Origin of the sequence: Bradyrhizobium sp. BRP56 (genome assembly GCF_020194035.1) — a bacterium.
Classification (GTDB): domain Bacteria; phylum Pseudomonadota; class Alphaproteobacteria; order Rhizobiales; family Xanthobacteraceae; genus Bradyrhizobium; species Bradyrhizobium australafricanum.
On sequence record NZ_JADYVV010000020.1, the window covers coordinates 1 to 25,694 of the forward strand.

Annotated in this window: 25 protein-coding genes and 1 pseudogene; 11 read left to right on the top strand and 15 right to left on the bottom strand. The window is 65.8% G+C overall.

Annotated elements, in window-relative coordinates; translation table 11 throughout:
* Window positions 1-240 precede the first annotated feature (240 nt).
* Window positions 241-1,002 carry an SOS response-associated peptidase gene (locus I6F38_RS16180; RefSeq protein WP_225161038.1) on the bottom strand — a complete coding sequence of 254 codons (762 nt, stop codon included), beginning with the start codon at window positions 1,000-1,002 and terminating at the stop codon, window positions 241-243.
* 62 nt (window positions 1,003-1,064) lie between these two features.
* Between I6F38_RS16180 and I6F38_RS16185 the strand changes: the two genes are divergently transcribed.
* The 5 genes from I6F38_RS16185 to I6F38_RS16205 all read left to right on the top strand — a co-directional run bounded on the left by I6F38_RS16185 (window position 1,065) and on the right by I6F38_RS16205 (window position 3,557).
* Window positions 1,065-1,565, top strand: a complete 501-nt coding sequence (locus I6F38_RS16185; protein ID WP_092087731.1) for a hypothetical protein — start codon at window positions 1,065-1,067, stop codon at window positions 1,563-1,565.
* A 42-nt stretch (window positions 1,566-1,607) separates the two neighbouring features.
* Window positions 1,608-2,027, top strand: coding sequence for an NUDIX hydrolase (locus tag I6F38_RS16190; RefSeq protein WP_057014939.1), 420 nt, complete (start codon window positions 1,608-1,610; stop codon window positions 2,025-2,027).
* An 84-nt stretch (window positions 2,028-2,111) separates the two neighbouring features.
* The gene (locus I6F38_RS16195; RefSeq protein ID WP_076824032.1) at window positions 2,112-2,489 is read left to right on the top strand and encodes a TIGR02301 family protein; all 378 of its coding nucleotides are present in this window, start codon (window positions 2,112-2,114) and stop codon (window positions 2,487-2,489) included.
* Window positions 2,479-3,135 carry an HAD family hydrolase gene (locus tag I6F38_RS16200; RefSeq protein ID WP_225161039.1) on the top strand — a complete coding sequence of 219 codons (657 nt, stop codon included), beginning with the start codon at window positions 2,479-2,481 and terminating at the stop codon, window positions 3,133-3,135. Before I6F38_RS16195 ends, I6F38_RS16200 begins: the two co-directional genes overlap by 11 nt.
* 155 nt (window positions 3,136-3,290) lie before the next feature.
* Window positions 3,291-3,557 (top strand): hypothetical protein, encoded by a 267-nt coding sequence (locus I6F38_RS16205; protein ID WP_028332620.1) that lies wholly within the window; start codon window positions 3,291-3,293, stop codon window positions 3,555-3,557.
* A gap of 65 nt (window positions 3,558-3,622) precedes the next feature.
* Here the strand turns inward: I6F38_RS16205 and I6F38_RS16210 are convergent, their stop codons facing one another.
* Entirely contained in the window at window positions 3,623-4,957 is a 1,335-nt protein-coding gene (locus tag I6F38_RS16210) for a dihydroorotase (protein ID WP_225161040.1), read from the bottom strand.
* Window positions 4,958-5,084: 127 nt separating this feature from the next.
* On the opposite strand from I6F38_RS16210, the gene I6F38_RS16215 reads away from it, so the two are divergent.
* The 5 genes and pseudogenes from I6F38_RS16215 to I6F38_RS16235 all read left to right on the top strand — a co-directional run bounded on the left by I6F38_RS16215 (window position 5,085) and on the right by I6F38_RS16235 (window position 10,613).
* On the top strand, window positions 5,085-5,966 hold the full coding sequence (locus I6F38_RS16215) for a folate-binding protein (protein ID WP_225161041.1): 882 nt from the start codon (window positions 5,085-5,087) through the stop codon (window positions 5,964-5,966).
* Window positions 5,963-6,589: a DNA-3-methyladenine glycosylase I gene (locus I6F38_RS16220; protein ID WP_225161042.1), complete on the top strand. Its 627-nt coding sequence runs from the start codon at window positions 5,963-5,965 to the stop codon at window positions 6,587-6,589. The genes I6F38_RS16215 and I6F38_RS16220 overlap by 4 nt, the downstream gene beginning before the upstream one ends.
* Window positions 6,586-7,197 carry an HD family hydrolase gene (locus tag I6F38_RS16225; protein WP_225161043.1) on the top strand — a complete coding sequence of 204 codons (612 nt, stop codon included), beginning with the start codon at window positions 6,586-6,588 and terminating at the stop codon, window positions 7,195-7,197. The genes I6F38_RS16220 and I6F38_RS16225 overlap by 4 nt, the downstream gene beginning before the upstream one ends.
* 120 nt (window positions 7,198-7,317) lie before the next feature.
* Window positions 7,318-7,824 (top strand): protein-tyrosine phosphatase family protein, encoded by a 507-nt coding sequence (locus I6F38_RS16230; RefSeq protein ID WP_028332625.1) that lies wholly within the window; start codon window positions 7,318-7,320, stop codon window positions 7,822-7,824.
* Window positions 7,825-7,932: 108 nt separating this feature from the next.
* Window positions 7,933-10,613 (top strand): annotated as a pseudogene (locus I6F38_RS16235) (DUF2339 domain-containing protein).
* A gap of 24 nt (window positions 10,614-10,637) precedes the next feature.
* Here the strand turns inward: I6F38_RS16235 and I6F38_RS16240 are convergent.
* The 8 genes from I6F38_RS16240 to I6F38_RS16275 form a co-directional block, all read right to left on the bottom strand.
* Window positions 10,638-10,871, bottom strand: a complete 234-nt coding sequence (locus I6F38_RS16240; RefSeq protein ID WP_016844381.1) for a hypothetical protein — start codon at window positions 10,869-10,871, stop codon at window positions 10,638-10,640.
* 139 nt (window positions 10,872-11,010) lie between these two features.
* Window positions 11,011-11,589, bottom strand: a complete 579-nt coding sequence (locus I6F38_RS16245) for a hypothetical protein (RefSeq protein WP_028332627.1) — start codon at window positions 11,587-11,589, stop codon at window positions 11,011-11,013.
* Between the two features lie 186 nt (window positions 11,590-11,775).
* Window positions 11,776-12,762, bottom strand: coding sequence for an MDR family oxidoreductase (locus tag I6F38_RS16250; RefSeq protein WP_026193152.1), 987 nt, complete (start codon window positions 12,760-12,762; stop codon window positions 11,776-11,778).
* Between the two features lie 47 nt (window positions 12,763-12,809).
* Window positions 12,810-14,054 (bottom strand): MFS transporter, encoded by a 1,245-nt coding sequence (locus I6F38_RS16255; RefSeq protein WP_225161044.1) that lies wholly within the window; start codon window positions 14,052-14,054, stop codon window positions 12,810-12,812.
* Window positions 14,055-14,450: 396 nt separating this feature from the next.
* Complete coding sequence (locus I6F38_RS16260) at window positions 14,451-15,929, bottom strand: cell wall hydrolase (RefSeq protein WP_225161045.1); 1,479 nt, start codon at window positions 15,927-15,929, stop codon at window positions 14,451-14,453.
* Between the two features lie 123 nt (window positions 15,930-16,052).
* Window positions 16,053-16,265, bottom strand: coding sequence for a hypothetical protein (locus tag I6F38_RS16265; protein WP_225161046.1), 213 nt, complete (start codon window positions 16,263-16,265; stop codon window positions 16,053-16,055).
* 141 nt (window positions 16,266-16,406) lie between these two features.
* Window positions 16,407-19,316 (bottom strand): pyruvate, phosphate dikinase, encoded by a 2,910-nt coding sequence (ppdK, locus tag I6F38_RS16270; RefSeq protein ID WP_225161047.1) that lies wholly within the window; start codon window positions 19,314-19,316, stop codon window positions 16,407-16,409.
* Window positions 19,317-19,407: 91 nt separating this feature from the next.
* Window positions 19,408-19,563 (bottom strand): DUF3096 domain-containing protein, encoded by a 156-nt coding sequence (locus I6F38_RS16275; RefSeq protein WP_016844375.1) that lies wholly within the window; start codon window positions 19,561-19,563, stop codon window positions 19,408-19,410.
* A gap of 234 nt (window positions 19,564-19,797) precedes the next feature.
* On the opposite strand from I6F38_RS16275, the gene I6F38_RS16280 reads away from it, so the two are divergent.
* Window positions 19,798-20,157 (top strand): DUF1236 domain-containing protein, encoded by a 360-nt coding sequence (locus I6F38_RS16280; protein WP_225161048.1) that lies wholly within the window; start codon window positions 19,798-19,800, stop codon window positions 20,155-20,157.
* Window positions 20,158-20,368: 211 nt separating this feature from the next.
* Here the strand turns inward: I6F38_RS16280 and I6F38_RS16285 are convergent, their stop codons facing one another.
* The 5 genes from I6F38_RS16285 to I6F38_RS16305 form a co-directional block, all read right to left on the bottom strand.
* Window positions 20,369-21,469, bottom strand: a complete 1,101-nt coding sequence (locus I6F38_RS16285; protein WP_225161049.1) for a hypothetical protein — start codon at window positions 21,467-21,469, stop codon at window positions 20,369-20,371.
* Between the two features lie 138 nt (window positions 21,470-21,607).
* On the bottom strand, window positions 21,608-21,982 hold the full coding sequence (locus I6F38_RS16290; protein WP_346657113.1) for a GFA family protein: 375 nt from the start codon (window positions 21,980-21,982) through the stop codon (window positions 21,608-21,610).
* Window positions 21,979-22,575 carry a class I SAM-dependent methyltransferase gene (locus tag I6F38_RS16295; protein ID WP_225161050.1) on the bottom strand — a complete coding sequence of 199 codons (597 nt, stop codon included), beginning with the start codon at window positions 22,573-22,575 and terminating at the stop codon, window positions 21,979-21,981. The genes I6F38_RS16290 and I6F38_RS16295 overlap by 4 nt, the downstream gene beginning before the upstream one ends.
* Before the next feature lie 3 nt (window positions 22,576-22,578).
* Window positions 22,579-24,675, bottom strand: coding sequence for a glycine--tRNA ligase subunit beta (gene glyS / locus I6F38_RS16300; RefSeq protein ID WP_225161051.1), 2,097 nt, complete (start codon window positions 24,673-24,675; stop codon window positions 22,579-22,581).
* Window positions 24,675-25,610: a glycine--tRNA ligase subunit alpha gene (locus I6F38_RS16305; RefSeq protein WP_092085757.1), complete on the bottom strand. Its 936-nt coding sequence runs from the start codon at window positions 25,608-25,610 to the stop codon at window positions 24,675-24,677. Before I6F38_RS16305 ends, glyS begins: the two co-directional genes overlap by 1 nt.
* Between the last annotated feature and the right edge of the window lie 84 nt (window positions 25,611-25,694).

The window sequence follows — 25,694 nt, forward strand, 5'->3', positions numbered from 1 at the left end:
CCCATCGGCCGCCAACAGGCCGCGTGGTTGTTTGGAACTCGCATCGCGCAAACCATCTTGGCCAGCGATCCATTCGATCGCACCCAACAGGCCGGACATATGGATGCAAGCGATCCGATCTCACCAAACAGCTCTTGTGCCACGGGGGCCGTCCACATATGGGTCCTGGCTTGCGCCAGGACGACGATGTGGAGAGAGCTGACGCAAATCCGCGCTGCATCACGCCGGTTCAGTGAGCCCTCAAAACAACGACCCCTGCCCGCCGTCCTCCCGCACCGCCGCCTTCCTCGGCGCGGCCTTCTTCGGCTGCGGCGCGTCCTCCGCGGCGATTTCCTCCGCGGTCATCGGCAGCAGTAATTGCGCATCGTCATTGGCGACCGCGTTGACGCGCATCGTCACCTGGTGCCAGGCGAACTCGCCGACCTCGGGGCCCTTCAGCATCGGCATCACGTCGTCGACATCGTTCGGCAGGCAGTCGAGCCAGCGCACGAATTGCTCGGGCCTGATCGTGACCGGCACGCGGTGATGCAGCTGCGCAAGATCAGGGCTCGCGGGCGCGGTGACGATCGCGACCGTGTCCTGCTCCTCGCCGTTCGGTCCCATCCAGGTCTCGGCGAGCGCGGCAAAGGCAAGCGGGTGTCCGTCGCGGCGATGAATGAAGAATGGCCGCTTGCGGCCGCCGGCATCCTGCCATTCGTAATAGCCGTCGGCCGGGATCAGCGCGCGACGCCGCTTGATCGCGTTCTTGAAGGCCGGCTTCTCACGCACCGTCTCGGAGCGCGCGTTGATCAGCAGCGAGAAGGTCCTGGGGTCCTTGACCCACGACGGGATCAGGCCCCAGCGCATCAATTGAAAATGCCGGCCGCCATTCTGCAGCAGCACCACCGGGATCGGCTGGGTCGGCGCAACATTATACCGTGGCGGAAAATTCGGCTGCTCGATATAGCCGAACATCTCGCGCAAGGCCGCCGGCGGCGAGGTAATGACAAAGCGTCCGCACATTTGCCGTCCAGAGTGGTATCCGTTTATTCTGCCTTAACTTGGAACGTTAAAGACTGCGATCAATGACCTCAACGGCCGCCATAGCGGGCTCTTCCCCGCGACCGACGTACCCCGACGAGGCGCGGGCGGCGCTGTTGCGCGCCGCCAACATCAATCCCCGCACCGGGCTTGCCACGGACTACCTCAATCACTTCAACGAAGCCATCATGCTGCTGGAGATGGTCCCGGACCTGCCGGAATGCGCCAGCGATTTCCTCGAATGGCAGCCGCTGTCCTATGCTGAGCATTTCACCGCGTCGAATTTTCGGGCGCGCGATCTCGCGATCGAGGCCTATGAGACCGCGGACGCCGCAATCCGAGCCGAATTCGACCAGCTCACCGACAGCATGACGAAGATCCTGACCGAGGTCGGGGCGGCGATGCGGCAATTGCAGCAGGACAAGAGCCGGGTCGCGCTCGCCGAGCAGGCGATCGTCTGGGTCAAGCCGCTGGTGATGCAGACCGCCGGCATCATCAATGGCGCCGCAGAGGCCGATGTCGACAGCATCATGGCGGGCGCCTGAGATATCGGGCATGATGGTCTTCACAACCGGCTGCTAATCACCTTGACCTCTCCCGAACCTCCGATCCGCCCGCAGCTCGCCGTGTCAGGCGTGATTTTCCGCGACGACAAGGTGCTGCTGGTGCGCCGCGCCCGCTCGCCCGGCAAGGGCTTCTATTCGCTGCCCGGCGGCCGGGTCGAGTTCGGCGAATCGCTGCATACCGCCCTGCACCGGGAGATCGACGAGGAGACCGGCCTCAAGGTCGAGATCGTCGGCCTCGCCGGCTGGCGCGAGGTGCTGCCGACCGGCCCCGGCACCGGACACTATCTGATCATGACCTTTGCGGCGCGCTGGGCGTCCCGCGAGCCTCACCTGAACGACGAGCACGACGATTTCAAATGGCTGGCGCCGGAGGAGATCGGCGACCTCAAGGTCACCGGCGGCCTGCATGAGGTGATTGCGGCCGCCCGGCGGCTGGTTTGAGGCCCGTTTTAGCGGCTTTGGGGGGCTCGGCCGCCTTGCCTCGGGCGCATTGAGGGGGCATACCACGGCCATTCCGGAACCCCGATGATCAAAGCCTTTCTCGCCGTTGTGATCCTGTTGTCGGCATGCCTTGCGACGCCCGCCCGGGCGCAGGACGCGGCTGCGCCGTTCGACGGCGATTTGCAACGGCTGGCCGAGATCCTCGGCGCCCTGCACTATCTGCGCGGCATCTGCGGCTCCAACGAGGGTGCCAAATGGCGCAACGAGATGCAGGCGCTGATCGATGCCGAGACCCCCTCCGGCGACCGCCGCGCCCGCATGATCGCAGGCTTCAACCGCGGCTATAACGGCTTCCAGCAGACCTACCGGACCTGCACGCCCGCGGCCACCGTGGCGATCCGCCGCTACATCGAGGAGGGCTCGAAAATCTCGCGCGACCTGACGGCCCGCTATGCCAACTGAACGGGCGATCTTCTTCGACCTCGACGGCACCCTGACCGACCCGAAGCCCGGTATCACCGGCTCGATCCAGTACGCGCTGGAAAAGCTCGGCCGGCCGGTTCCCTCGCAGGATGAACTGATCTGGTGCATCGGGCCGCCGCTCAGGGCGAGCTTTGCGATGCTGCTCGGCGGCGAGGAGCTCGCCGACCGCGCGGTCGCGCTCTACCGCGAAAGATTCGGCGATGTCGGGCTGTTCGAGAACGCGGTCTATCCCGACATCGCGGAGGTTCTGGCCGAGCTGCGCCGGGCACCGGGCCGGATGTTCGTCGCGACCTCGAAGCCGCATGTGTTCGCGACGCGGATCATCGCGCATTTCGGCCTCGGCGGCTATTTCGACCACGTGTTCGGCTCGGAGTTCGACGGAACCCGGGTCAACAAGGTCGACCTGCTCACCTATGCGCTGGCGCAGACCGGGGCCGATCCGGCCAAATCCCTGATGATCGGCGATCGCAGCCACGACGTGATCGGGGCGAATCGAAACGGCATCCGGGCGGTCGGCGTCACCTATGGCTACGGCACGCCCGAGGAGCTGACCGAGGCCGGCGCCAGCCATCTGTGCGCCACGCCGCGCGCGGTGCTGGACCATATCCACAGCTCATTCGGCTGATCGCGGCCCGGATATCCGGAATTCCCCTTTAAATGCCGAGGCCGCCGTTAACCTTTTCGAAAGATGTGGGCTAGGCGGTACCTGCATGCGTGATACATCTCGCACGTCGCAGTGGTTCGCTCCTCGGACCGCGCGCTGTCAATTTGCAGAGTTTCATGCGCCATCCAGCGTCCTTCCCCCATCACCAAGACCCGCGACCCGACCACGAGCAGAAGCAGGCCGCGCTGGGCTACCTCAACGAGGCCTGGGCTGAAGCGCGTCACGACGGCGTCGATGGCGACTGCCTCGCGCAGGCGAGCCTGTTTGCGGCGCTCGCCGAGCTGGTCGGCACCTATGGCGAGGACGCGGTGGCGAAATTCGCCGAGGGCCTCGCCGCGCGCGTGCGCAACGGCGAGTTCTCGCTGGCATTGGCCCGACAGTAAAACGATAGCGTTTTCGAGCGAAGTGGGCCGCCGGTTCGCGTCAAGAAAACGCGTCAAACGCGAACCTACGGCTTCAGCGTCTCGAGGAACCGAACCGGCTCGCCGGTCGACGGCGTCGTGACTTCGCCCTGCCACATCACCCGCCGGCCGCGCACGAAGGTGCCGACCGGCCAGCCATGCACCCGCACGCCGTCATAAGGCGTCCAGGCGGCGCGCGAGGCGATCCATTTGTTGGTGATGGTCTCGCTGCGCTTCAGGTCGACGATTGTGAAGTCAGCATCGTAACCGGCCGCGATGCGGCCCTTGCAGGCGATGTTGAACAGGCGCGCAGGCCCCGCGCTGGTGAGATCGACGAAGCGAGCCAGCGACAGCCGCCCGGCATTGACGTGATCGAGCATCAGCGGCACCAGCGTCTGCACGCCGGTCATGCCCGACGGCGAGGCCGGATAGGTCTTGGCCTTCTCCTCCAGCGTATGCGGCGCGTGATCCGAGCCGAGCACGTCGATGATGCCCTGCTCGATACCGTACCAGATGCCGGCGCGGTGATCGGCCGAGCGCACCGGCGGGTTCATCTGGGCCAGTGTGCCGAGCCGCTCGTAGCACTCCGGCGCGGCCATGGTGAGGTGGTGCGGCGTCGCTTCGCAGGAGGCGACATCCTTGTGGTCACGCAGGTATAGAATCTCTTCCTTGGTCGAGATGTGCAGCACGTGGATGCGCTTGCCGGTCTCGCGCGCGAGATTGACCAGACGCTCGGTCGCCATCAGCGCCGCGGCCTCGTCGCGCCACACCGGATGCGAGCGAGCATCGCCCTCGATCCGCAGCGGCTTGCGCTCGTTGAGACGGTATTCGTCCTCGGCGTGGAACGCAGCGCGGCGCCGGATCACCTGGAAGATCCGCCGCAGGCTTGCGTCGTCCTCGACCAGCAGCGCGCCGGTGGAGGAGCCGATGAACACCTTGACGCCGGCGCAGCCCGGGGCGCGCTCGAGCTCCGGCAGATCCTGCACGTTCTCGCGGGTGCCGCCGATGAAGAACGCGAAATCGCAATGCATGCGATGGCGGCCGCGCTTGATCTTGTCGGTGAAGGCCGCTTCGGTGACCGTCAGCGGATTGGTGTTCGGCATCTCGAACACGGCGGTGACCCCGCCCATCACCGCGCTGCGCGAGCCGGTCTCGAGGTCTTCCTTCTGGGTCAACCCGGGCTCGCGGAAATGCACCTGGGTGTCCATCACGCCGGGCAGGATGTGCAGGCCCTTGCAGTCGATCACCTCGCCGGCCGAGGCCTGATTGAGCGAGCCGATCGCGGCGATACGGCCGCCCGCGATACCGATATCGCGCACGCCCTCGCCGTCCTGATTGACCACGGTGCCGGATTTTAGAATGGTGTCAAAATGCTGATTCATCGGTCCTCGACGCCCGCTTTCGGCTGTCGCGCGGGCCTTGTTCGGCGCACTCTAGCGCCTTAGCTTGGCAGGGGATATCGCGGCCTGCGCGTTTCCCAAGGAACTTGGAAAAGAGCCAATTTTGCGAATGAAAGCAGCGTTTCTTCCAGATCGGGGCGTGGTCAAGGTCTCTGGCGAGGACGCCCGCAACTTCCTCAACGGCCTCATCACCGCCGACATCGCCGAGTTGCGCGCGGGACAGGCCCGGTTCGGCGCGCTGCTGACGCCGCAGGGCAAGATCATCGTCGATTTCCTGATCACCGAGATACCCGCCGGCCACGGCGGCGGCTTCCTGATCGATGCGCCGCACGCGCTCGCCAAGGGCCTTGCCGACAAGCTCGGCTTCTACAAGCTGCGCGCCAAGGTCGTGGTCGAGAACCTGTCCGACGGCCTTGGTGTGCTGGCGGCCTGGGATGGCGAGCCGGCGGCGACGCCGGATCTCGCGTTCGCCGATCCGCGCAACCCAGCGCTCGGCTGGCGCATCCTGATTCCGGAAGATTTGAAGCAGAAGCTCGCTGAGCTGATCGGTGCCGATCTCGTCGACTCCAGCGCCTACGAGGCGCATCGGATCGCCACCGGCGTGCCGCGCGGCGGGGTCGACTTCATGTATGGCGACGCCTTCCCGCACGAGACCAACATGGATCGCCTCAACGGCGTCGATTTCGACAAGGGCTGCTATGTCGGCCAGGAGGTGGTGTCGCGCATGCAGCACCGCGGCACGGCGCGCACCCGTACGGTGAAGATTGTCCTCGACGGCCCCGCCCCCGAAGCCGGCGCTACCATCCTGGCTGGCGACAAGCAGGTCGGCACCATCGGCTCAACCGCCGGAGAGAAAGGTCTCGCGCTGGTCCGCATCGATCGCGTCGCCGACGCGCTCGACGCTGGGCTGGCGCTGACCGCGGGTGGGCTGTCGCTACACCTCGCCGAACCTGACGCCGTCCGCATCACACCCAAGCAGACCGTCGCATGAGCCGTACCGCGCAGCTGCATCCCGACGGCAAGACGCGCTGCCCCTGGCCGGGCGAGGATGCGTTCTACATCGCCTATCACGACAATGAATGGGGCGTGCCGGAATATGACGACCGCGCGCTCTATGAAAAGCTGATCCTCGACGGCTTCCAGGCCGGCCTGTCCTGGATCACGATCCTGCGCAAGCGCGAGAACTTCCGCAAAGCCTTCGACGATTTCCAGCCCGAGAAGATCGCGCGCTACAACACCAAGAAGGTCCACGCGCTGATGAACGATGCCGGCATCGTCCGCAACCGCGCCAAGATCGAAGGCGCGGTCGCGAGTGCCAAGGGCTATCTGGAGATCATGGAGAAGGGGCCCGGCTTCTCGAATTTCCTGTGGGACTTCGTCGACGGCAAGCCGAAGGTCAATCAATTCAAGACCACCGCGAGCGTGCCGGCCTCGACGCCGGTCTCGATCAAGGTCTCCAAGGAGCTCGGCGCGCGCGGCTTCAAGTTCGTCGGTCCCACCATCGTCTACGCCTTCATGCAGGCGACCGGCATGGTCAACGATCACCTCGTGACCTGCTTCTGCCACGAGAGCTGCAGCGGCAAGCTCCGCACACCGCGACTCAAGAAGAAATGACGGCGCGCAAATCGACGGAGACAACCCGCGCCTGGCAGCGGATGTTGTCGGGACGCCGGCTGGACCTGCTCGACCCGTCGCCGCTCGATATCGAAATCGTCGACATCGCGCATGGACTGGCGCGGGTCGCGCGCTGGAACGGCCAGACCAGCGGGGCGCACATCTTCTCGGTGGCCCAGCACACGCTGCTGGTCGAGGCGGTGATGCGCCAGCAGATGCCGCGCGTCGACATCCGCCATCGTCTCGCCGCGCTGCTGCACGACGCACCGGAATATGTCATCGGCGACATGATCTCACCGTTCAAGGCGGTGCTGTCAGGCGAATACAAGGCGGTGGAAAAGCGGCTGCTCAGCGCGATCCATATTCGCTTCGGCTTGCCGGCCGTGCTGGCGGACGAGATCACCCAGCAGATCAAGGCCGCCGATCGTGGCGCCGCCTATCTCGAGGCGACGCATCTGGCGGGATTTTCGCAAGCCGAGGCCAAGCGGCTGTTCGGCCGCGATCCGGAACTGCCCGAAGCGACCGAGCGCGACTATCTGACGCCATGGACCGCCGCGCGGGCCGAAAAGCAGTTTCTTGAGCGCTTCAAGGCATTGCACGCTTCGTAGGGCGGCACCGCAAAACGTGCCGCCGGTTGCGCCGCAAAACGACAAATCGGCATGGCACCCCCGCCTTTGCCCGTTCGGGAGCAGCCGTTATAATCCGGCACCCCCGATAGAAGGACCATCATGCTTCACGTCTGCTCGCTTGCCGCACTCTCCGACACGGTTCGCGCCACCGGCGCCAGCCATGTGCTGACCGTGATGGCCAATGTCGACCAAGTGCAGCGACCGCCTTCCGTGCTGCCGGCCAACCACCTGAAAGTGTCGATGGACGACATCATCGAACAGATGGACGGATTCGTTGCGCCCAACGAGTCGCATATCGAGAAGGTGCTGAGCTTCGTGCGCGGCTGGGATCGCCAAGCACCGATGGTGGTGCATTGCTACGCCGGCATCAGCCGCTCGACCGCGAGCGCATTCGCCACGGTCTGCGCCCTCAACCCGCACCGCGACGAAATGTCCATCGCCCGGATGATCCGCGAGGCCTCGCCGATCGCGGCCCCCAACCGGCTGATCGTCAGCCTCGCCGACAAGGCGCTGGGACGCGAGGGCCGGATGCTGCGTGCACTCGACGCGATGGGTCCCGGCAGCATGAGCGTCGAAGGCCGCCCCTTCCGCATCGATCTGGACTAGCGCGGCCGGTCACGCCCGATCGCTTGAACTTCCGGTCCTCCTCACGGCACTACTAGGTTGCGACGGGCCGCCGGCTGGCCAAGTCCGGCGCGTCCTGCCGGAGGCCCAATGTTCGATTCGCCGTTCGACTTCCTGACGCTCGTCCTCGCCATCGTCGCGATCATTTTCGCGCGCAAGGCGCTGGGCCGGATCGACCTGCTGCAGCGCCGCCTGGATGCGATCGAGGCCGCGGGCGGCGCCGCCGCGCGGACGGCCATGCCACCACCGCTGGCCCCGCTGCAGGAGTTCGAGCAGACGCCGCCGACGGCGCCTTCCGCCGTGCCGCCACCGCTCCCGGAGGCGGCTCCCGGCGAGCCGGCCGCGCAGAGCGAGCCAGCCGCGGACGCTGCAGGCGCCGCACCGCCGCCCCTGCCGGAGCCGCCAGCTCCGCCGCAGCCGGCGCCCGGCTTCGAGGAGACGCTCGGCACGCGCTGGGTGGTGTGGATCGGCGGCCTGACGCTCGCGCTCGGCGGCTTCTTCATGGTGCGCTATTCGATCGAGGCCGGTTTGCTCGGCCCCGGCGTTCGCACGATGCTCGGCGGATTGTTTGCGCTGGCGCTGCTCGGCGCCGGTGAATGGACCAGGCGCCAGGAAAGCATCTCCAACATCGCGGCGCTGCCGATCGCCAACATCCCGGCGATCCTCACCGCGGCGGGCACCGCGGTGGCATTCGCTACCGTCTACGCCGCCTACGCGCTGTATGACTTCCTCGCCCCGGCAACCGCCTTCATCCTGCTCGGCATGGTCGCGCTCGGCACGCCGCGCTGGCCGGGCTCGGGATCGTCGGCGCCTTCGTCACGCCGCTCCTGGTGTCGTCAGACAAGCCCGACTTCTGGTCGCTCTACGTCTACCTCGCCATCGTCACGGCGGCAGCCTTCGCGCTTGCCCGCATCCGGCTGTGGCGCTGGCTCGCGGTCACGACGATCGCCTTCGCGCTGCTGTGGACCTTCCCATGCCTGGCATGCGGGCCCGAGATGATCGCGCCGCACGTCTTCCACGTCATCGCGGGCTTCGTGCTGGCGGCGCTGCTCGTGGCCTGCGGCTTCATGTTCGGTCCCGACGGCGACGGCGAGGAGATCGAGCCGATTTCATCTAGCTCGCTCGCCGCCTATCTGCTCGGCGCGATGCTGATCGTGCTCAACAGCGCCCACGCCGACGTCGCGATGATCGGCTTTGCCTTGCTGACAGCGGGCAGCCTTTTTGTCGCCTGGCGCGCGCCTGCTGCTACCCGTGCGATCGGCGCCGCGTCGATCTTCGTGTTCATTGTGTTCGGCGAATGGGCCGTCCGCCGCAACGTCGACATGCTGGTGCTGCCGGGCGGCGCGATTCCGGGCATCGGCCCGTCCGCGACCGACGGCTCGGTCTCGCTGCATCTCGTCACCGCCGCGCTGTTCGCAGCCGCCTTCGGCATCGCCGGCTTCCTCGCGCAACTGCGTTTTGCCACCACGCAGGTCACGGTGACCTGGGCCGCGGCGGCGGTGTTCACACCGGTCGCGCTGCTGGTCGCGCTCTATGCACGCATCGCGCATCTCGACCGCTCGATCCCATTCGCGATCCTCGCCGTGCTGCTGGCGGCGGCCTACGCAGCCGCGACCGAGGCGCTGACCCGGCGCGGCGAACGGCCGGAGCTGTCGCCTTCGATTGCGTTGTCCGCCACCGGCGCCCTCGCCTCGCTGGCGCTGGCGCTGACCTTCGCGCTCGACAAGGGCTGGCTCACCATCACGCTCGCGCTGGTGTCGATGGGCACGGCGTGGCTGTCGGTGCAGCGGCCGATTCCGTTCCTGCGCTGGCTTGCCGCGATCCTGGCCGGCATCGTCGTGCTGCGCATCGGCTATGAGCCCCGGATCGCGGGCGACGCCGTCGGCACCACGCCGATCTTCAACTGGCTGCTGTGGGGCTATGGCGTGCCGGCGCTGTCATTCTGGGCGGCAAGCCATTTCCTGCGCCGCAGCGGCGACGACGTCCCGCTGCGCATCGTCGAATCCGCCGCGATCCTGTTCACGGTGCTGCTTGCCTTCATGGAGATCCGCCACGCGGTCAATAGCGGCGATGTCTATTATGCCAGCGCCGGGCTGACCGAGGTCGCGCTGCAGGTCGGCGTGACGCTTGCGATGGCGATCGGACTGGAGCGGCTGCGCCTGCGCAGCGGCAGCATCGTGCACAATATCGGCGCGATCCTGCTGACCGCGTTCGCAGGGCTTGCCAGCCTGTTCGGGCTGCTGGCGCTGGAGAATCCGATGCTGTGGTGGCAGGACGTCGGCGGCAGCTTCATCAACCTGCTGCTGCTCGGCTACGCGCTGCCGGCGGTGCTGGCGCTGCTGCTGTCCCATGCGGTGGCGGGCCATCGTCCTGCCGGCTACGCCAACACGATCGCCGCCGGCGCGCTGGTGCTTGCGCTCGCCTATGTCACGTTCGAAATCCGTAGGCTCTACCATGGACCGGTGCTGACGCGTGGCGAGACCACGGGCGCGGAGCAATACACCTATTCGATCGCCTGGCTGATGTTCGGCGTCGCGCTGCTCGGCGTCGGCATCATGGTCAACTCACAGCGGGCGCGGCTTGCGTCTGCTGCGGTGATCGGGCTGACGATCCTGAAGGCGTTCCTGATCGACATGTCGACGCTCACTGGTGTCTACCGCGCGCTGTCGTTCATGTGCCTTGGCATCGTGCTGGTCGCGATCGGCTGGCTGTATCAGCGGATCCTGTTTCGCAGGCGAACCGCTCCGCCGCTCGCGCAAGCTGAGGGTTAGGACTTGCCGTCTTGAAGGACAGCTTCAGTCGACGGACTCGGCGACCAGTCGAATCCTGAACACGGGTTTTCTGCCCTCGTCGAGCAGCTCCATGTGCCATTCGCTGTTCTGTTTCAGATTGCGCGAAATGCTGCCGAGGAAATTTCCGCAGACCTTGGTCATCTCGGCCCAGGCCACGTCGCGGCTTTCAAACTCCGTCGCGTGGTCGGATGCACCAGCGTAATCGCCATCACTAATTCGAAAAAAATATTGCGCCATATGACTACTCAAAATCAGAGTCCCCAATGTCCCGCCTCGCGGCGAACGCCAGGTATTGAGTAGCGAGCAAGGCGTGGCGACCGCCATCCGTATGACTACGGCTTGGCGGCGCTATTCCCGCTAGCGCGCAGATGAAAGGTTAGTCAGTGGAGCGGCGCAATTCCGGTGCGCTCTCGACCTTGGCGGGCTCGGCCTTGACCGGCTCGAGCTTCGCGCTTCCGACCTGCGGCGTCTCAACGCGCGACACTTCGGTCTGCGAGGCATCCGCGGATCGGGTGCGCGGATGCAGCGAGCGCGGACGCGCCGCCGCGCGCGCCATCAGCATCTGCTGGCCGCCCTGGTGATGGAAATCGCAATAGGCAAAGCCCATGCCGGAGACCGAGCCGCGGAACGAGCGGTCGTCCTGCTTGTCGAGATTGAAGCACGGTTCGAACGGAATGCCCTTCAGCGACGCGCAAACGCTCTGACCGCGGATCTGCAGCGTGTTGCCGGGCAGGCGCAGGTGACGGATCGGCCCCGAGCCGGAGAACTGGACCGAGCCTGCCGCACCCAGATCGTCGAGGATGCGACCGGCGCCGCGGGTGCCATCGAAACAGGTGAACGCGAACACCTTGCCGGCGACGAACCTGCGGGCCTCATCGGCGTTCATCATGCCCGCGAATGCCGGCACGACCATTGCTCCGGCCGTGACGGCCCCCAACACCAAACGCGCAAGCATGAGCTACTCCACTGACGAGCGCGGGCACTCGCTCCTTGTTGCGCATGACCCCCGCACCAACGCTTTTCGACGTCTGCGCGAGGAAACCCGGCCCCCCGGGATCATGCCGCAAGTCTCTTTACCCGCTGCTTACCATACCAACAGTGGCAACATTGGAGCAGCTTGGTTGGTAAAGTCTGAACGTCCTCAGACTATTTTTACCACGATGCGGCCGCGGACTTGGCCACCGAGGATTTTCGCGCCAAAGCCCATGACTTCGTCCAGGGCGATTTCGTGAGTGATATCAGCCAGTTTTGCCTTATCCAGATCGCTGGCAAGGCGGCGCCAGGCGGTCCTCCGCAGTTCGATCGGACACATCACCGAATCGATACCGAGAAGGCACACACCCCGCAAAATGAAGGGCGCGACCGACGACGGCAGATCCATACCGGCCGCCAGGCCGCAGGCCGCGATGGCTCCGCCATACTTGGTCATCGACAGCAGGTTGGCGAGCGTGGTCGACCCGACGCTGTCGACGCCGCCGGCCCAGCGCTCCTTCGCCAGCGCCTTGGGCGCACCTGACAGTTCGGCGCGGTCGATCACCTCGGTGGCGCCGAGACCCTTGAGATAGTCGGTCTCCGACATCCGCCCGGTCGACGCGATGACGTGGTAGCCGAGCTTCGACAGCACGGCGATCGCCACCGAGCCGACGCCGCCGGCGGCACCCGTGACCACCACCGGGCCGCTCTTCGGGGTCAGACCATGCTTCTCCAGCGCCAGCACCGAGAGCATCGCGGTATAGCCGGCGGTACCGACCGCCATCGCATCGCGGGCCGAGATGCCGTCGGGCAGCCGCACCAGCCAGTCGCCCTTGACCCGGGCCTTTTCGGCATAGGCGCCGAGATGGGTCTCGCCCATGCCCCAGCCGTTGCAGACGACCTTGTCGCCCGCCTTCCAGTCCGGATGGCTGGATTGCTCGACCGTGCCCGCGAAATCGATGCCGGCGATCATCGGGAACCGGCGCACCACCGGTGCCTTGCCGGTCAGTGCGAGGCCGTCCTTGTAGTTCAGCGTCGACCACTCGACGCGGACGGTGACGTCGCCGTCCATCAGCTCGGCTTCGTCGAATTGGGTGAGTGCGGCGGTGGTACCCTTGTCCGCCTTGTCGATCCTGATTGCCTTGAACGTTGCCACGATGTGCACTCCCCGTAATCTTGGTTTCGGGGAAATGGTTTACCCCATCAGGCAGGCTGCGCAACCGGGCGGACGACGGGCTTTTCGACGATCGGCAGGTTGATCAGCGCGGACAGCACGCCAAACAGCACCGACAGCCACCAGATCGGGGTGTAGGAACCGTACTGCTCGAACACGATGCCGCCGAGCCAGACTCCGAGGAAGCCGCCGACCTGATGGCTGACGAAGGCGAAGCCGTACAGCGTCGCAAACCAGCGCGTGCCGAACATCAGCGCCACCAGCGCCGAGGTCGGCGGCACCGTGGAGAGCCAGGTCAGGCCGGAGATCGCGCCGAACGCGATCGCCGAGAAGGTCGTGATCGGGAACGAGATGAAGGCGATGATGGACAGCGCGCGGGTGAAGTAGATCACCGACAGGATGTAGCGCTTCGGGAAGACGTTCTGCAGCCAGCCGACGCTGAGCGAGCCCACGATGTTGAACAGGCCGATCGCCGCAATCACCCAGCCGCCGGTCGATGCCGGAATGCCGCGGTCGGCGAGATAGGCCGGCAAATGCACGGTGATGAAAGCGAGCTGGAAGCCGCAGGTGAAGAAGCCGAGCACCAGCAGCACGTAGGAGCGATGGCCGAACGCCTCCGCCAGCGCGGTCTTGAACGACTGCTGATCGGCGGGCGCAGCGTCATTCGTCTCCGCCGGCGGCGTCGAGAGCGCCAGCGACAGCGGCAGGATCAGCAGCATCAGCGCGCCGAACACCAGCAGCGCGGTCTGCCAGCCGAAATTGTCGATCATCGCGACGCCGAACGGCGCGAACAGGAATTGGCCGAACGAGCCCGCGGCGGTGCCGGCGCCGAGCGCAATGCCGCGCTGCGCGGGCGGCAGCAGCTTGCTGAACGCCGACAGCACCAGGTTGAACGAGGAGCCCGACAGGCCGAAGCCGATCAAGACGCCGGCGCCAAGGTTGAGCGAGAGCGGCGTCGCCGAGTAACGCATCAGGAGCAGGCCCACGGCATAAAGCAGTGCGCCGACGACCATCACACGCAGCAGCCCGAAGCGGTCGGCAATTGCGCCGGCGATCGGCTGGCCGAGCCCCCACAGCAGGTTCTGCAGCGCCAGCGCGAGGCCGAACACGTCGCGGCCCCAGGTGAATTCATGGCTCATCGGCTGCACGAAGAAGCCGAGGCTGGAGCGCGGGCCGAAGCTCAGCAGCGCAATCGCGCAGCCACAGACGATGACGACAAGCGGCGTGCGCCACGTGCCCGACGTCGGTCGAAGATCCCCTGTGGTAACAGCCATCTTGTCTTCCCCCGCAACTGCTGCGCGGGGGGCCGCCCCGCCGAACGTTACGGGGAGTTAATGCAGGTGCATGAAAACCCCAAGAGGGGCCGGAGAAAAATATTCGCCTGCAGGGCTGCTCTGCAGAATCGGAGAGGATGATGACCGTCATTCCGGGGCACGCTCTGCGGGCCATCCCGGAACGACGTCGTGAGGTTGCGACGCGTCTGCCCCGAATATCGCGACGGCTCAGGCCGAATGGCGGGGAACGTTGTCTTCTCCTTCCCCCTCAAAGGGGGAAGGTCGGGATGGGGGTCAGCCACAAGCATCGCTGCGCGTGGAGGGACCAGATCCCCACCCGCTTTGCTCTGACGAGCAAAGCGACCTCCCCTTTTCAAGGGGAGGTTAGGTTGACAGCTAGCGCCTGGCGCTGGCCTGCTCGGCCGAGCTCTGGGCGGCCTCGGCAAGTTGCGCCGAGATCTTGGCGGTCTCGGCCGGGTTGCCCCAGCTCGGCGCGTCGCTGCCGTCGCCCCAGGCGCGCGGGCGATAGAAGGTATGGACGCCGAACTTGTACATCTTCTTCATCTCGCTGACCCAGGACGGCCGCACCCAATAGGCGTGGTAGTGGGTCGAGCGGTCGACTTCCGGCAGCCACAATTCGCCGTCGAGCATCGCCTTCGCGATCTTCCTGGCGCGATCCCACATGTCGGGCTCGCGGACGACGTCGGGGACGTTGTCGCAGGCGAACGTGAACTGACAGGCGTAATGGCGATTCTTGTTCTGGTAGACCACGCCGCACACCGTCTCCGGATATTTGCCGGAGAAGGCGCGGTTCAGCACCACCTGGGCGACCGCGATCTGGCCACGCACCGCTTCGCCGCGGGCTTCGAAATAGACCGCCTCGGCGAGGCACTTCTCCGACTTGGCGCGCGACTTCTCGTCGAACAGGCCGAGCCGCTCCGCCGGCGTCTTGGTGTGCTGATCGTCGGCATTGACCTCGCCCTTCGGCGCGATGCTCTCGCCCATCTCGCCGGCCTTGACCGGACCGTCGGCATCGACCGGCAATGACGCCATCACCTTCATGTCGGGATCGGGCGTTGCTACCGGCATCACAACAACCGGCGCCTCGCCGGGCTGCCAGCGCTCGAGGTTCTCCGGCGTGCCGAGCGACGAGCCGAAGAACAGGCTGGCGGTCTGGAATGCGAACGGGTCACGCTCGCGCGCCGCATCGGCGGGCGCAGCTACCGGCTTCGCGGGCGCGGGCTTCAGATCGTCGAGCGGGCTGGCCTCGAGCGAGAGCGACACGTCGTTCTGCTGCGGCGACGGCTTGGCATATTGCGGCAAGGGCGGCGCGCGCAGCGCCTCCTGCAATTCAGGATCGAGCGGCGCGCCATCGGCCGGTGCGGTCGCGGTCTTCATGCCCTTGACCGACGAATTCGATGTCGCCGGATCCTCGTTCGCCGGCGCCGTATTTGCAGGCTCCGCAGGTTCGACCTGATCGGGCCGCCGGACGACGAGGCGATCGCCCTTCATGGTGCGATCGACCTTGGGAAAATCGGATGCTTGATAGCGCGGCGGCGGGGCCGTGATCGGATTGCGCGTCACCGTTCCGGTGATATCGAGGTTCGAACTGTCCAGTCTCGCGAGCAGGATTTGCGGCGCTTGCGGCGCGGACGTGCCGATCGGACGGCCGAAGCTGTAGGTCGCGACCTGGATGGAGCCGACGGCGGAGGCGAAGACGCGCTTCTGCCAGCGCTCGGCGACGCCGGGCTGCCGGGCCAGGAGCGAGGCAATATCCTGATATCCGATCTCGGTCGGCATCAGTGCGAAGATGCCAAGACCGAGGCCGAAGAGCGCAAGACGTGCGCCCCTCGGCTGGTTACGCGACACAAACATCGTACGCTCACGCAACGCTTACTGAGTGCAATCGAACGCGGTACATCCGCGCAATTCGACCTTTCTCGTTGCTAAACCGTTTAGGTTGCTGTGGAGTTAATCGGCGTTGCTCGCGCGCTACACTCAAGCGATCGCGCACGTTTCGCATGTTGCATTGCGCGCCTTGGTAAACGCGCGGCGCATGAAAGTCGTAAACAACAGGTCAACGGAGATGGTGAACAAAGTGCTGCAGGCACGGTAGCCACCCGCCGTCATTGCGAGGAGCGACAGCGACGACTTGTCCGCCGAAGCCTTGGCGAAGGCGGAAGCAATCCATGGCTCGGCAAGTGGAAACATGGATTGCTTCGCGGAGCCTGTCATCGGGCGCGCGTTCGCCGACCCGTTGGCTCGCAATGACGCTATTTGCGGGCTGCGTCAGCAAACAAAAATGGCCGGGACTTGGTCCCGGCCATCGCACTCTCTAAACTGTAAGATCGCTCAAGCCTGGCTGGCGATCTCCTTGCCGAGCGCGGCCTGCGCTGCGGCGAGACGCGCGATCGGCACGCGATAGGGCGAGCACGAGACGTAATCGAGCCCGACCTCGTGGCAGAACGCGACCGACGCGGGATCGCCGCCGTGCTCGCCGCAGATGCCGACCTTGAGGTTCGGACGCGTCTTGCGGCCGCGGGTGACGCCGATCCTGACGAGTTCGCCGACGCCGTCGCGATCGACCGAGATGAACGGATCGATCTCGAGGATGCCCTTGGCGACATAGGTGCCGAGGAAGCTCGCGGCGTCGTCGCGGCTGATGCCGTAGGTGGTCTGCGTCAGATCATTGGTGCCGAAGGAGAAGAACTCCGCGGTCTCGGCCACCTCGCCCGCCATCAGGCAGGCGCGCGGCAGCTCGATCATGGTGCCGACCTGGTAGCTCAGCTTGACGCCGGTTTCCTTCATCACCGCGTTGGCTGTCGCATCGATCCGCGCCTTGACCAGATCGAACTCGGCCTTGGTCGCGATCAGCGGCACCATCACCTCGAGACCGACCGGCTTGCCGGTGCGCTTGCCGGCTTCGACGGCAGCCTCGAAGATCGCACGCGCCTGCATCTCGGCGATCTCCGGGTAGGCGATAGCGAGACGACAGCCGCGGAAACCGAGCATCGGGTTGAACTCGGAGAGTTCGCGGGCGCGGTCGGCGAGCTTGCGCGGATCGGTGTTCATGGCGCGCGCCACTTCCTCGATCTCGGCCTGGGTGTGCGGCAGGAACTCGTGCAGCGGCGGATCGAGCAAGCGGATCGTGACGGGCAGGCCCTGCATGATCTCGAACAGCTCGACGAAGTCGGCGCGCTGCATCGGCAACAGCTTCGACAGCGCGGCGCGGCGCGACTGCTCGTCCTCGGAGAGGATCATCTCGCGCACCGTGCGGATGCGGGTCTCCTCGAAGAACATGTGCTCGGTGCGGCAGAGGCCGATGCCTTCGGCGCCGAACTTCACCGCGGTGCGCGCGTCATCGGGCGTATCGCCGTTGACGCGGACGCCGAGCTTGCGGACCTCGTCGGCCCAGCCCATCAGCGTGCCGAACTCGCCGGACAGCTCCGGCTCGATCATCGGCATGCGGCCGGCCAGCACCTGGCCGACCGAGCCGTCGATGGTGATGACGTCGCCGGTCTTGAAGGTGCGCGAGCCCACGCTCATGGTGCCGCGGCCGTAATCGACGCGGATGGTGCCGCAGCCGGAGACGCAGGGCTTGCCCATGCCGCGCGCGACCACCGCCGCGTGCGAGGTCATGCCGCCGCGGGTGGTGAGGATGCCTTCCGCGGCGTGCATGCCGTGGATGTCTTCCGGGCTGGTCTCGATGCGGACCAGGATGACCTTGCGTCCGTCGGCCTGCAGCTTAGCCGCTTCGTCCGACGAGAACACGATCTCGCCCGAGGCAGCACCAGGCGACGCCGGCAGGCCGGTCGCGATCACGTCGCGCTTGGCGGCCGGATCGATGGTCGGGTGCAGCAGTTGGTCGAGCGAGGCCGGATCGATCCGCGTCACCGCGTCCTTGCGCGAGATCAGCCCTTCATTGGCGAGTTCGACCGCGATGCGCAGCGCCGCCTTCGCGGTGCGCTTGCCGCCGCGGGTCTGCAGCATCCACAGCTTGCCCTGCTCGACCGTGAACTCCATGTCCTGCATGTCGCGGTAATGCTTCTCGAGCAGCGTGTAGATCCGCGTCAGCTCCTTGAACGCGGCCGGCATCGCGGCTTCCATCGACAGCTTGTCTGAGCCGGATTCCTGGCGCGCTTCCTCGGTGATGTCCTGCGGCGTGCGGATGCCGGCGACGACGTCCTCGCCCTGCGCGTTGATGAGGAACTCGCCGTAGAGCTTGCTTTCGCCGGTCGAGGGGTTGCGGGTGAACGCGACGCCGGTGGCCGAGGTCTCGCCCATGTTGCCGAACACCATCGCCTGCACGTTGACGGCGGTGCCCCAGGATTCCGGAATGTCGTGCAGCTTGCGATAGGTCACCGCGCGCGCGTTCATCCAGGATGAGAACACCGCGCCGATCGCGCCCCACAGCTGATCGTGCGGATCCTGCGGGAAGTCGTGGCCGGTCTCCTTGGCGACCGCCTCCTTGTACTTGCCGACCAGCTCGACCCAGTCGTCGCCGGTGAGGTCGGTGTCGAGCGAATAGCCCTGGCCGTCCTTGAAGGTGTCGAGGATGTCCTCGAAGTGATGATGCTCGAAGCCGAGCACGACGTCCGAATACATCGTGATGAAGCGGCGATAGCTGTCATAGGCGAAGCGGCGGTCGCCGGAGAGTTCGGCGAGCGCCTCGACGGTGCGGTCGTTGAGGCCGAGGTTGAGGACGGTGTCCATCATGCCCGGCATCGAGGCGCGCGCCCCCGAGCGGACCGAGACCAGCAGCGGGTTCTTGGCGTCGCCGAACGTCTTGCCGGTCAGCTTGCCGACATAGTCGAGCGCCTTCTCAACCTGTGCTTTCAATTCCTTCGGATACGTCTTGTCGTGTTCGTAGAAATAGGTGCAGACCGACGTCGGAATGGTGAAGCCGGGCGGCACCGGCAGGCCGAGATTGGCCATTTCCGCGAGGTTGGCGCCCTTGCCGCCGAGCAGATTGCGCAAGGTCGCCTGGCCCTCGGCCTTGCCGTCGCCGAACGTATAGACCCACTTGCCGGCCTTGATCGCAGCCGGGGCCGCCTTCTTCGCAACGGCCTTCGCCGGCGCCCTGCCGGCGGGCTTTGCGGCCGGCTTTGCAGCCGATTTGGGAGCGGCTTTCGGCGCCGCCTTCGGGGCGCTCTTCTTCAGCGCCTTGCGCGCCGGGGCGGCCTTGCGGGCTGCGGCGGAGGGCTTTGATTTCGCTGCTGTTTTCTCGGCAGTTTTCTTGGACTTCGCGACGGCTTTGGCCATGTCAGACAACAATCCGAAAAGAGGGGTCGAAGATGCGCGCCTTACACCATTTTGAGGGGTTCCGCGCAAGCCGCGAAACCCCGCTTTCCCGTCAGAGGTGCAGCCAGCGCAGCAGACCCATCCCCACGAGCCCGACGAAGATCAGATAGATCGCGACGATGTAATTGAGGAGCCGCGGCATGATCAGGATCAGGACGCCTGCGATCAGAGCCACGATAGCAGGCAGATGCCCAGCGGTGATGGTCATTGAAGTTTTCTCCGGGGGTTCTTGGAAGAGCGAATCGAGCGGCAGTTTATCCGCTGAGGGGGGGTCCCACATCAAGACGCCCGCGCGGCCTGCGAGTTCCCGCAACTCACGAAAATTGCTCCAAATTGCCGCGTATATGGCGGCGGTTTTCCGGAACATCACCGCAGCCGATGCATTGGCTCGCCGTGCGCATCGGCGAAGGCCGGCGCGCATCGAAAAAGAATGGAGCGAGCCATGCGAAACAGAATATTTGCCGTTGCAGCGGTTGCTGCTGCGATCACGGTGCCGGCTGTTGCCGCACAGGCCCAGACCGTTGGCGTCGTCCGCGGTGGCCCGCCGGTTGCAGTCGATGATGACGAAGGCATTACTGTCGAGCAGCGTCCGGCCTTCCGCGAGTACATCGTGCGCGAGCGCGTGCCGAACTACACGGTTCCGGATCGCATCGTGGTCGGCACCGTGCTGCCGGACGCCGGCGTGACCACTTACGACGTGCCGCAGCGGTTCGGCGCGACGCCCTATCGTTACACCGTCGTGAACGGTGAGACCGTTCTGGTCGAGCCGCGTTCGCGACGGATCGTTCAGGTGGTCGACTAGATCAACGTCAGCACGATCGCCTGAACGACAGTCCGGGCGCCGCGCAAGCGGATGTGCGCGAGGATCGACCGGACCAGAAAGCCCCGTCCGGTCTCCCCTCCGGGCGGGGCTCTTCCGTCGTGTTGTGAGGAATTCCAGCGCCTAGTCTTGACGCGCCTTCTTCACGTTCTTCACGCAACCCGCTGCGCGCTTCGCTTCAGTGTCGAGTGGGTTACGATTTGAGGATCGAGAGCAACGTCGAGGTCGACTTGTAGCTCTTGATCGCGGCGTCCTGGAAATCCTGCGTCCAGTTGGCTGCCTGGCGCTCCTCGGCGCTCATCGAGGAGTATTGCTTGAGGATGCCGAGGCTGAACTGGCGCGGATCGCCGGCGGTCTGGCTCTGCTTCAGCGCGTCGAGCACGGCGAGACGCGTCCGCGTGTTGAGTTCCTGCTTGGCCGCGAAGATCTCCTCGGTGGAGAACTTCTTGTCCTGGTTCAGCGAGATCGCCGAGAGCGAGCGGTTGTCGAGCGAGGACAGGTCGGCGAGTTGTCCGGTCTTGCGGCGGGAATCGTAGACCAGTTCCTTGCCGCTCTTTGTCGCCTCGCTCTTCTGCCGATCGAGGAAGGCGCGCACGTCGCTGGCGATGCTGCTGAAGTCGCGCGTCGTGCTCTTCGTGGGAGGCGCCGTCCCCGCCAGTGCGGCCGCGATCGGATCGCTGGAAATTCCAGATGGCGCCGTGTTGGGATCCTGCTGCGTCGCCTGATAGCCCTTCAGCACCGCGGCGCGCTGGCTGGCCCAGGTTGCGGTGGCCTTCTCCTCATCGCTCGCACCATCGAGATAATCGAGCGCGGCCTTGTAGCTGACGCTGTAGTCGCCGGTCAGGCGCGTGGTCGCCAGCGACGGCTCCATCGCCTTGTCGAAGCGCTGCTTCAGCTCGGTGGCCGCAACCGCCTGCTCGTCCGGGGTGAACTTGCCGCCGTTGTTGGTCGAGATCGCAAACAGCGAGCGACGGTCCAGCGTCGAGAGATCGATGGTGGTCTTGCCGTCGACGATCGGTGCCTTGACGCCGGCGACCGTGTAGAGCCGGTCGAGCGTGATCCGCGCATCGCTGGTGACGGCGGCAAAATCCGGCAGCGGCGCCTTGGCGAGCTGCGCGCGGGCGGCGTCCGACAGCGTGAGGTTGGTCGCAGCGTTTGATGTCGAGGACGCCGACGGATCGCCGGCGGTGCCATCGCCCGACAAGGTCGCCGCCAGCGAGGGCGTCGCTGCTGCCCGCGCATAGGCCGAACCATATTGGGCGTAGGGATTGGGCGTGGTGCCGATCGAGGTCATCGGGCGGTCCCTGCATTGGCGCGAGGGGCGATGTCTTAAGAAATCGTTGCTTCGTCAGGACCTTCGCAGGGCATGGTTAACAAATTGCAAATTGTGTCGAAATATTTCCAGCGCGACGCAGATCGCTGCGGCGGTGGTCTATTTGTCGACGACCCAGGCGTGGCGGCGCTGCGTGAAGACCGATTGCGACGGTGCGGGAAAATCCGGGTCCGCGAAGGCGCCGACCGCAACGCCGATCAGGTCCGGCGCGCGACCGGGCTCCCAATAGACCGACGATCCGCAATTCGGGCAGAAATGAAACACCACGGCAGATCCACTGCCGCCGATGCGGCTGTATTCGCGCGCCTCGCCCTGCGGCTCGACGTCAGCGCGCGGAAAGAACGCCGCGACGCCATAGGTGCTGCCGGTTCGCTTCTGACACTCCAGGCAATGACACAGCGATACTTTGAGGGGCTCGCCCTGACAGGTGACGCGGAGCTGTCCGCAGGCGCATGTCGCGAGCCGCGCCATCATCGCCTGCCCTTGCCGGCGACCAGCCGGTGAATGACCTTGCCGGACGAGGCACTGACGACCTCCGCGTCGAGCAGCAGCTCGGCCGCCGCCAGCTCGGACCGCACCAGCGCGGTATCGAACGCCGCGTAGAGCCGGCCATGCGCATCGCGCGCATCATCACCTGCAGTGACGCGCCAGCTCACATGGAAGATGCCGCCGGGCTTCACGAGCTCGAACATGCGACGGACCGACGGCGCGATCAGCGCGTGATCGAGATGCATGATCACAGTCTCGCACAGCACATTGTCGAAGCTGCCGGCCGCGATGCCCGACAAATCGGGCAGTTCGGCGCGGGCAAAGCGCAGCGCCGGATAGCGGGCGCGGGCTTCCGCGAGCAGGCCCCGGGAGGCGTCGAAGCCTTCGGCCGGAAAGCCGTTGGCATTGAGCCAAGCCACCTCGCGGCCGCTGCCGCAGCCGATATCGGCCGTCGCGCCGCCCTTGATGAAGAAACGCGTGACGATGTCGTGCAGATCGACCGGGGCCGGCTGGTCGTGCCAGTCCTGCGCAAACGCCGCCGCATCCTTGTCGTAAGCGGCGAGCGTCGCGCGGTCCATCGATCAGCCCTCGATCCTGGAGAAATCCGCCACCGCACGCGTCGCCGCGCGGATCTCGTTGAGCAGTTTCAGGCGGTTTTCGCGCACCTTCGGATCGTCGTCGTTGACCTTGACCTTGTCGAAGAACGCATCGACCGCCGGACGCAGCTTGGCCATCGCGCTCATCGCGCCGGCGAAGTCTTCCTTGGCGACGGCGGCGGAGGCCTCGGCCTTCACCTGGTCGATCGCCTTGGCGAGCGTCTTCTCTTCGTCGAGCGTGTAGAGCGCGGCGTCAGGCGCGCCGTCGAAGGTCCGCTTGTCCCTCTTCTCCTCGATCGCGAGAATGTTGCTGGCGCGTTTCGTGCCAGCGAGCAGGTTTTTGCCGTCGTCGCTGTCGAGGAATTTGCCGAGCGCCTCGACGCGCCGGACGACGAGCAGCAGATCGTCCTGGCCACCAAGCGAGAACACGGCATCGACGAGATCGTGGCGCGCGCCCTGATCGCGCAGCTGGACCTTCAGGCGGTCGGCAAAGAAGGCTAGCAGATCGTTCGGCAGCGTTTCGGCATCGGCCTTGAGCGACAATCCGAGCAACGCGGATTTGGCCGTCTTCAGGATCGGCAGGCGCAGCGTATTCTCGACGATCAGCCTGATCGCGCCGAGCGCTGCCCGGCGCAGCGCGAACGGGTCCTTCGAACCCGTCGGCTTCTCATCGATCGCCCAGAATCCGGCGAGCGTGTCCAGCTTGTCCGCCAGCGCGACCGCTACGCTGACCGGATCGGTCGGCACGCGATCGGTCGGCCCCTGCGGCTTCCAGTGGTCCTCGCTCGCGGCGGCGACCGACGCATCCTCGCCCTGCGCCAGCGCGTAGTACTTGCCCATCAGGCCCTGCAACTCCGGGAATTCGCCGACCACTTCGGTCAGCAAATCGGCCTTCGCGAGGCGCGCGGCGCGCCTGGTCTTCGCGACGTCGGCGCCGACCAGCGGCGCGATCTCGGCGGCGAGCCGCTCGATCCGCTTGATGCGCTCCGCCTGGGTGCCGAGCTTCTCGTGGAACACGATCTGCTCGAACTTCGGCAGCCGGTCTTCCAGCTTGGTCTTCAGATCGGTCTCGTAGAAGAATTTTGCGTCGGACAGCCGCGGACGGATCACGCGCTCGTTGCCGGCGACGATGGTCTTGCCGCCGTCGGGCGCCTCGATATTGGCGGTCAGCACGAACTTGTTGGTCAGCTTGCCCGTCTTGGGATCCCTGACCACGAAGCACTTCTGGTTGTTGCGGATGGTGGCGCGGATCACTTCGTCGGGGATCGACAGGTATTGCTCCTCGAACGATCCCATCATCACGACCGGCCATTCGACGAGGCCCGAAACCTCGTCAACCAGTACCTGATCCTCGACCAGTTCGAGGCCCTGCGCGAACGCCAGCTCCTTGGCGTCCTCGAGGATGATGTCCTTGCGCGCCTGCGGATCGAGGATCACCTTCGCGGCCTTCAGCTTGGCCTCGTAATCCTCGAAGCGGCGCACGGAGATCGCACCCGGCGCCATGAAGCGATGGCCATAGGTGGTCTGCCCGGCCTCGATGCCGTCGACGGAGAACTTGACGATGTCGGGCTCCTCGGTCTCCAGACCGAAGGTCGCGGTGATGGCGTGCAGCGGGCGCACCCAGGTGAGCGAGCCTGATTTCGCCGAGCGCGCACCCCAGCGCATCGATTTCGGCCAGGGGAAGGTCCGGATGATCACCGGCAGCATTTCCGCGATCACGTCGATCGCGGTGCGGCCGGGCTTTTCGATCAGCGCGATGTAGAAGTCGCCCTTCGCGTCTTTCTGGATCTTTGCCTCTTCCAGCGACGTGAGACCGGTCGCTTTCAGAAAGCCCTGCACCGCCGCATCGGGGGCGCCGATCTTCGGGCCGCGACGTTCGGTCTTCAGGTCGGGCTGGCGCGCGGGGATGCCGTGCACGGTGAGCGCAAGACGGCGCGGGGTCGCGAACGCCTTGGCGCCCTCATACACCAGGCCTTCAGCGACCAGCTTGTCGGTCACCATGCGGCGCAGATCGTCGGCCGCTTTCGCCTGCATGCGCGCGGGAATTTCTTCGGAGAACAGTTCGAGGAGAAGATCGGGCATCAGACCGCCCTGCCCGTTTCAGTGTGGATCCATGCCTCGCCGCAGGCCTTCGCCAGGTCGCGCACGCGGGCGATGTAGCTCTGCCGCTCCGTCACCGAGATGACGCCGCGGGCGTCGAGCAGGTTGAACACGTGGCTCGCCTTGATGCACTGGTCGTAGGCCGGCAAGGCCATCAGATGTTCCTTTTGATTCCCACCCTCACGCCAGCCGGCGGCGAGATATTTGCGGCAGGCGTCCTCGGCCATCCTGAACTGCTCGAACAGCATCGCGGTGTCGGCGTGCTCGAAATTGTGTCGCGAATATTCCTGCTCGGCCTGCAGGAAAACATCGCCATAGGTCACCTTCTCGGCGCCCTCGCGGCCGTTGAAGTTGAGGTCGTAGACGCGGTCGACGCCCTGCACATACATCGCGAGCCGCTCGAGTCCGTAAGTAAGCTCGCCCGCGACCGGCGCGCATTCGACGCCGGCGACCTGCTGGAAGTAGGTGAACTGCGACACCTCCATGCCGTCGCACCAGCATTCCCAGCCGAGGCCCCAGGCGCCGAGCGTCGGGCTTTCCCAGTCGTCCTCGACGAAGCGGATGTCATGGACGGCGGCGTCGATCCCGATCGCGGCCAGCGACTTCAGGTACAGGTCCTGAAGGTTCGGCGGCGACGGCTTCATGATCACCTGGAACTGGTAGTAGTGCTGGAGGCGGTTGGGGTTTTCGCCGTAGCGGCCGTCCTTGGGCCGCCGCGAGGGCTGCACATAGGCTGCGTTCCAGGGCTTGGGCCCCAGCGCGCGCAACGTGGTCGCGGGATGGAAGGTGCCGGCGCCCATTTCCATGTCGTAGGGCTGCAGGATGACGCAACCCTGCTCCGCCCAGAACCGCTGGAGGGCCAGGATGAAGCCCTGGAACGAACGTTCCGGGCGCATGTGGTCAGGCAGGGCGTCCATCGTTGGAATCGATCTCGCGAGGGGGTGTGAGGCGCGCGGGACCGTATCGGCGGCAGCCAATGGAATCAAGGCGATGCCGGAAAA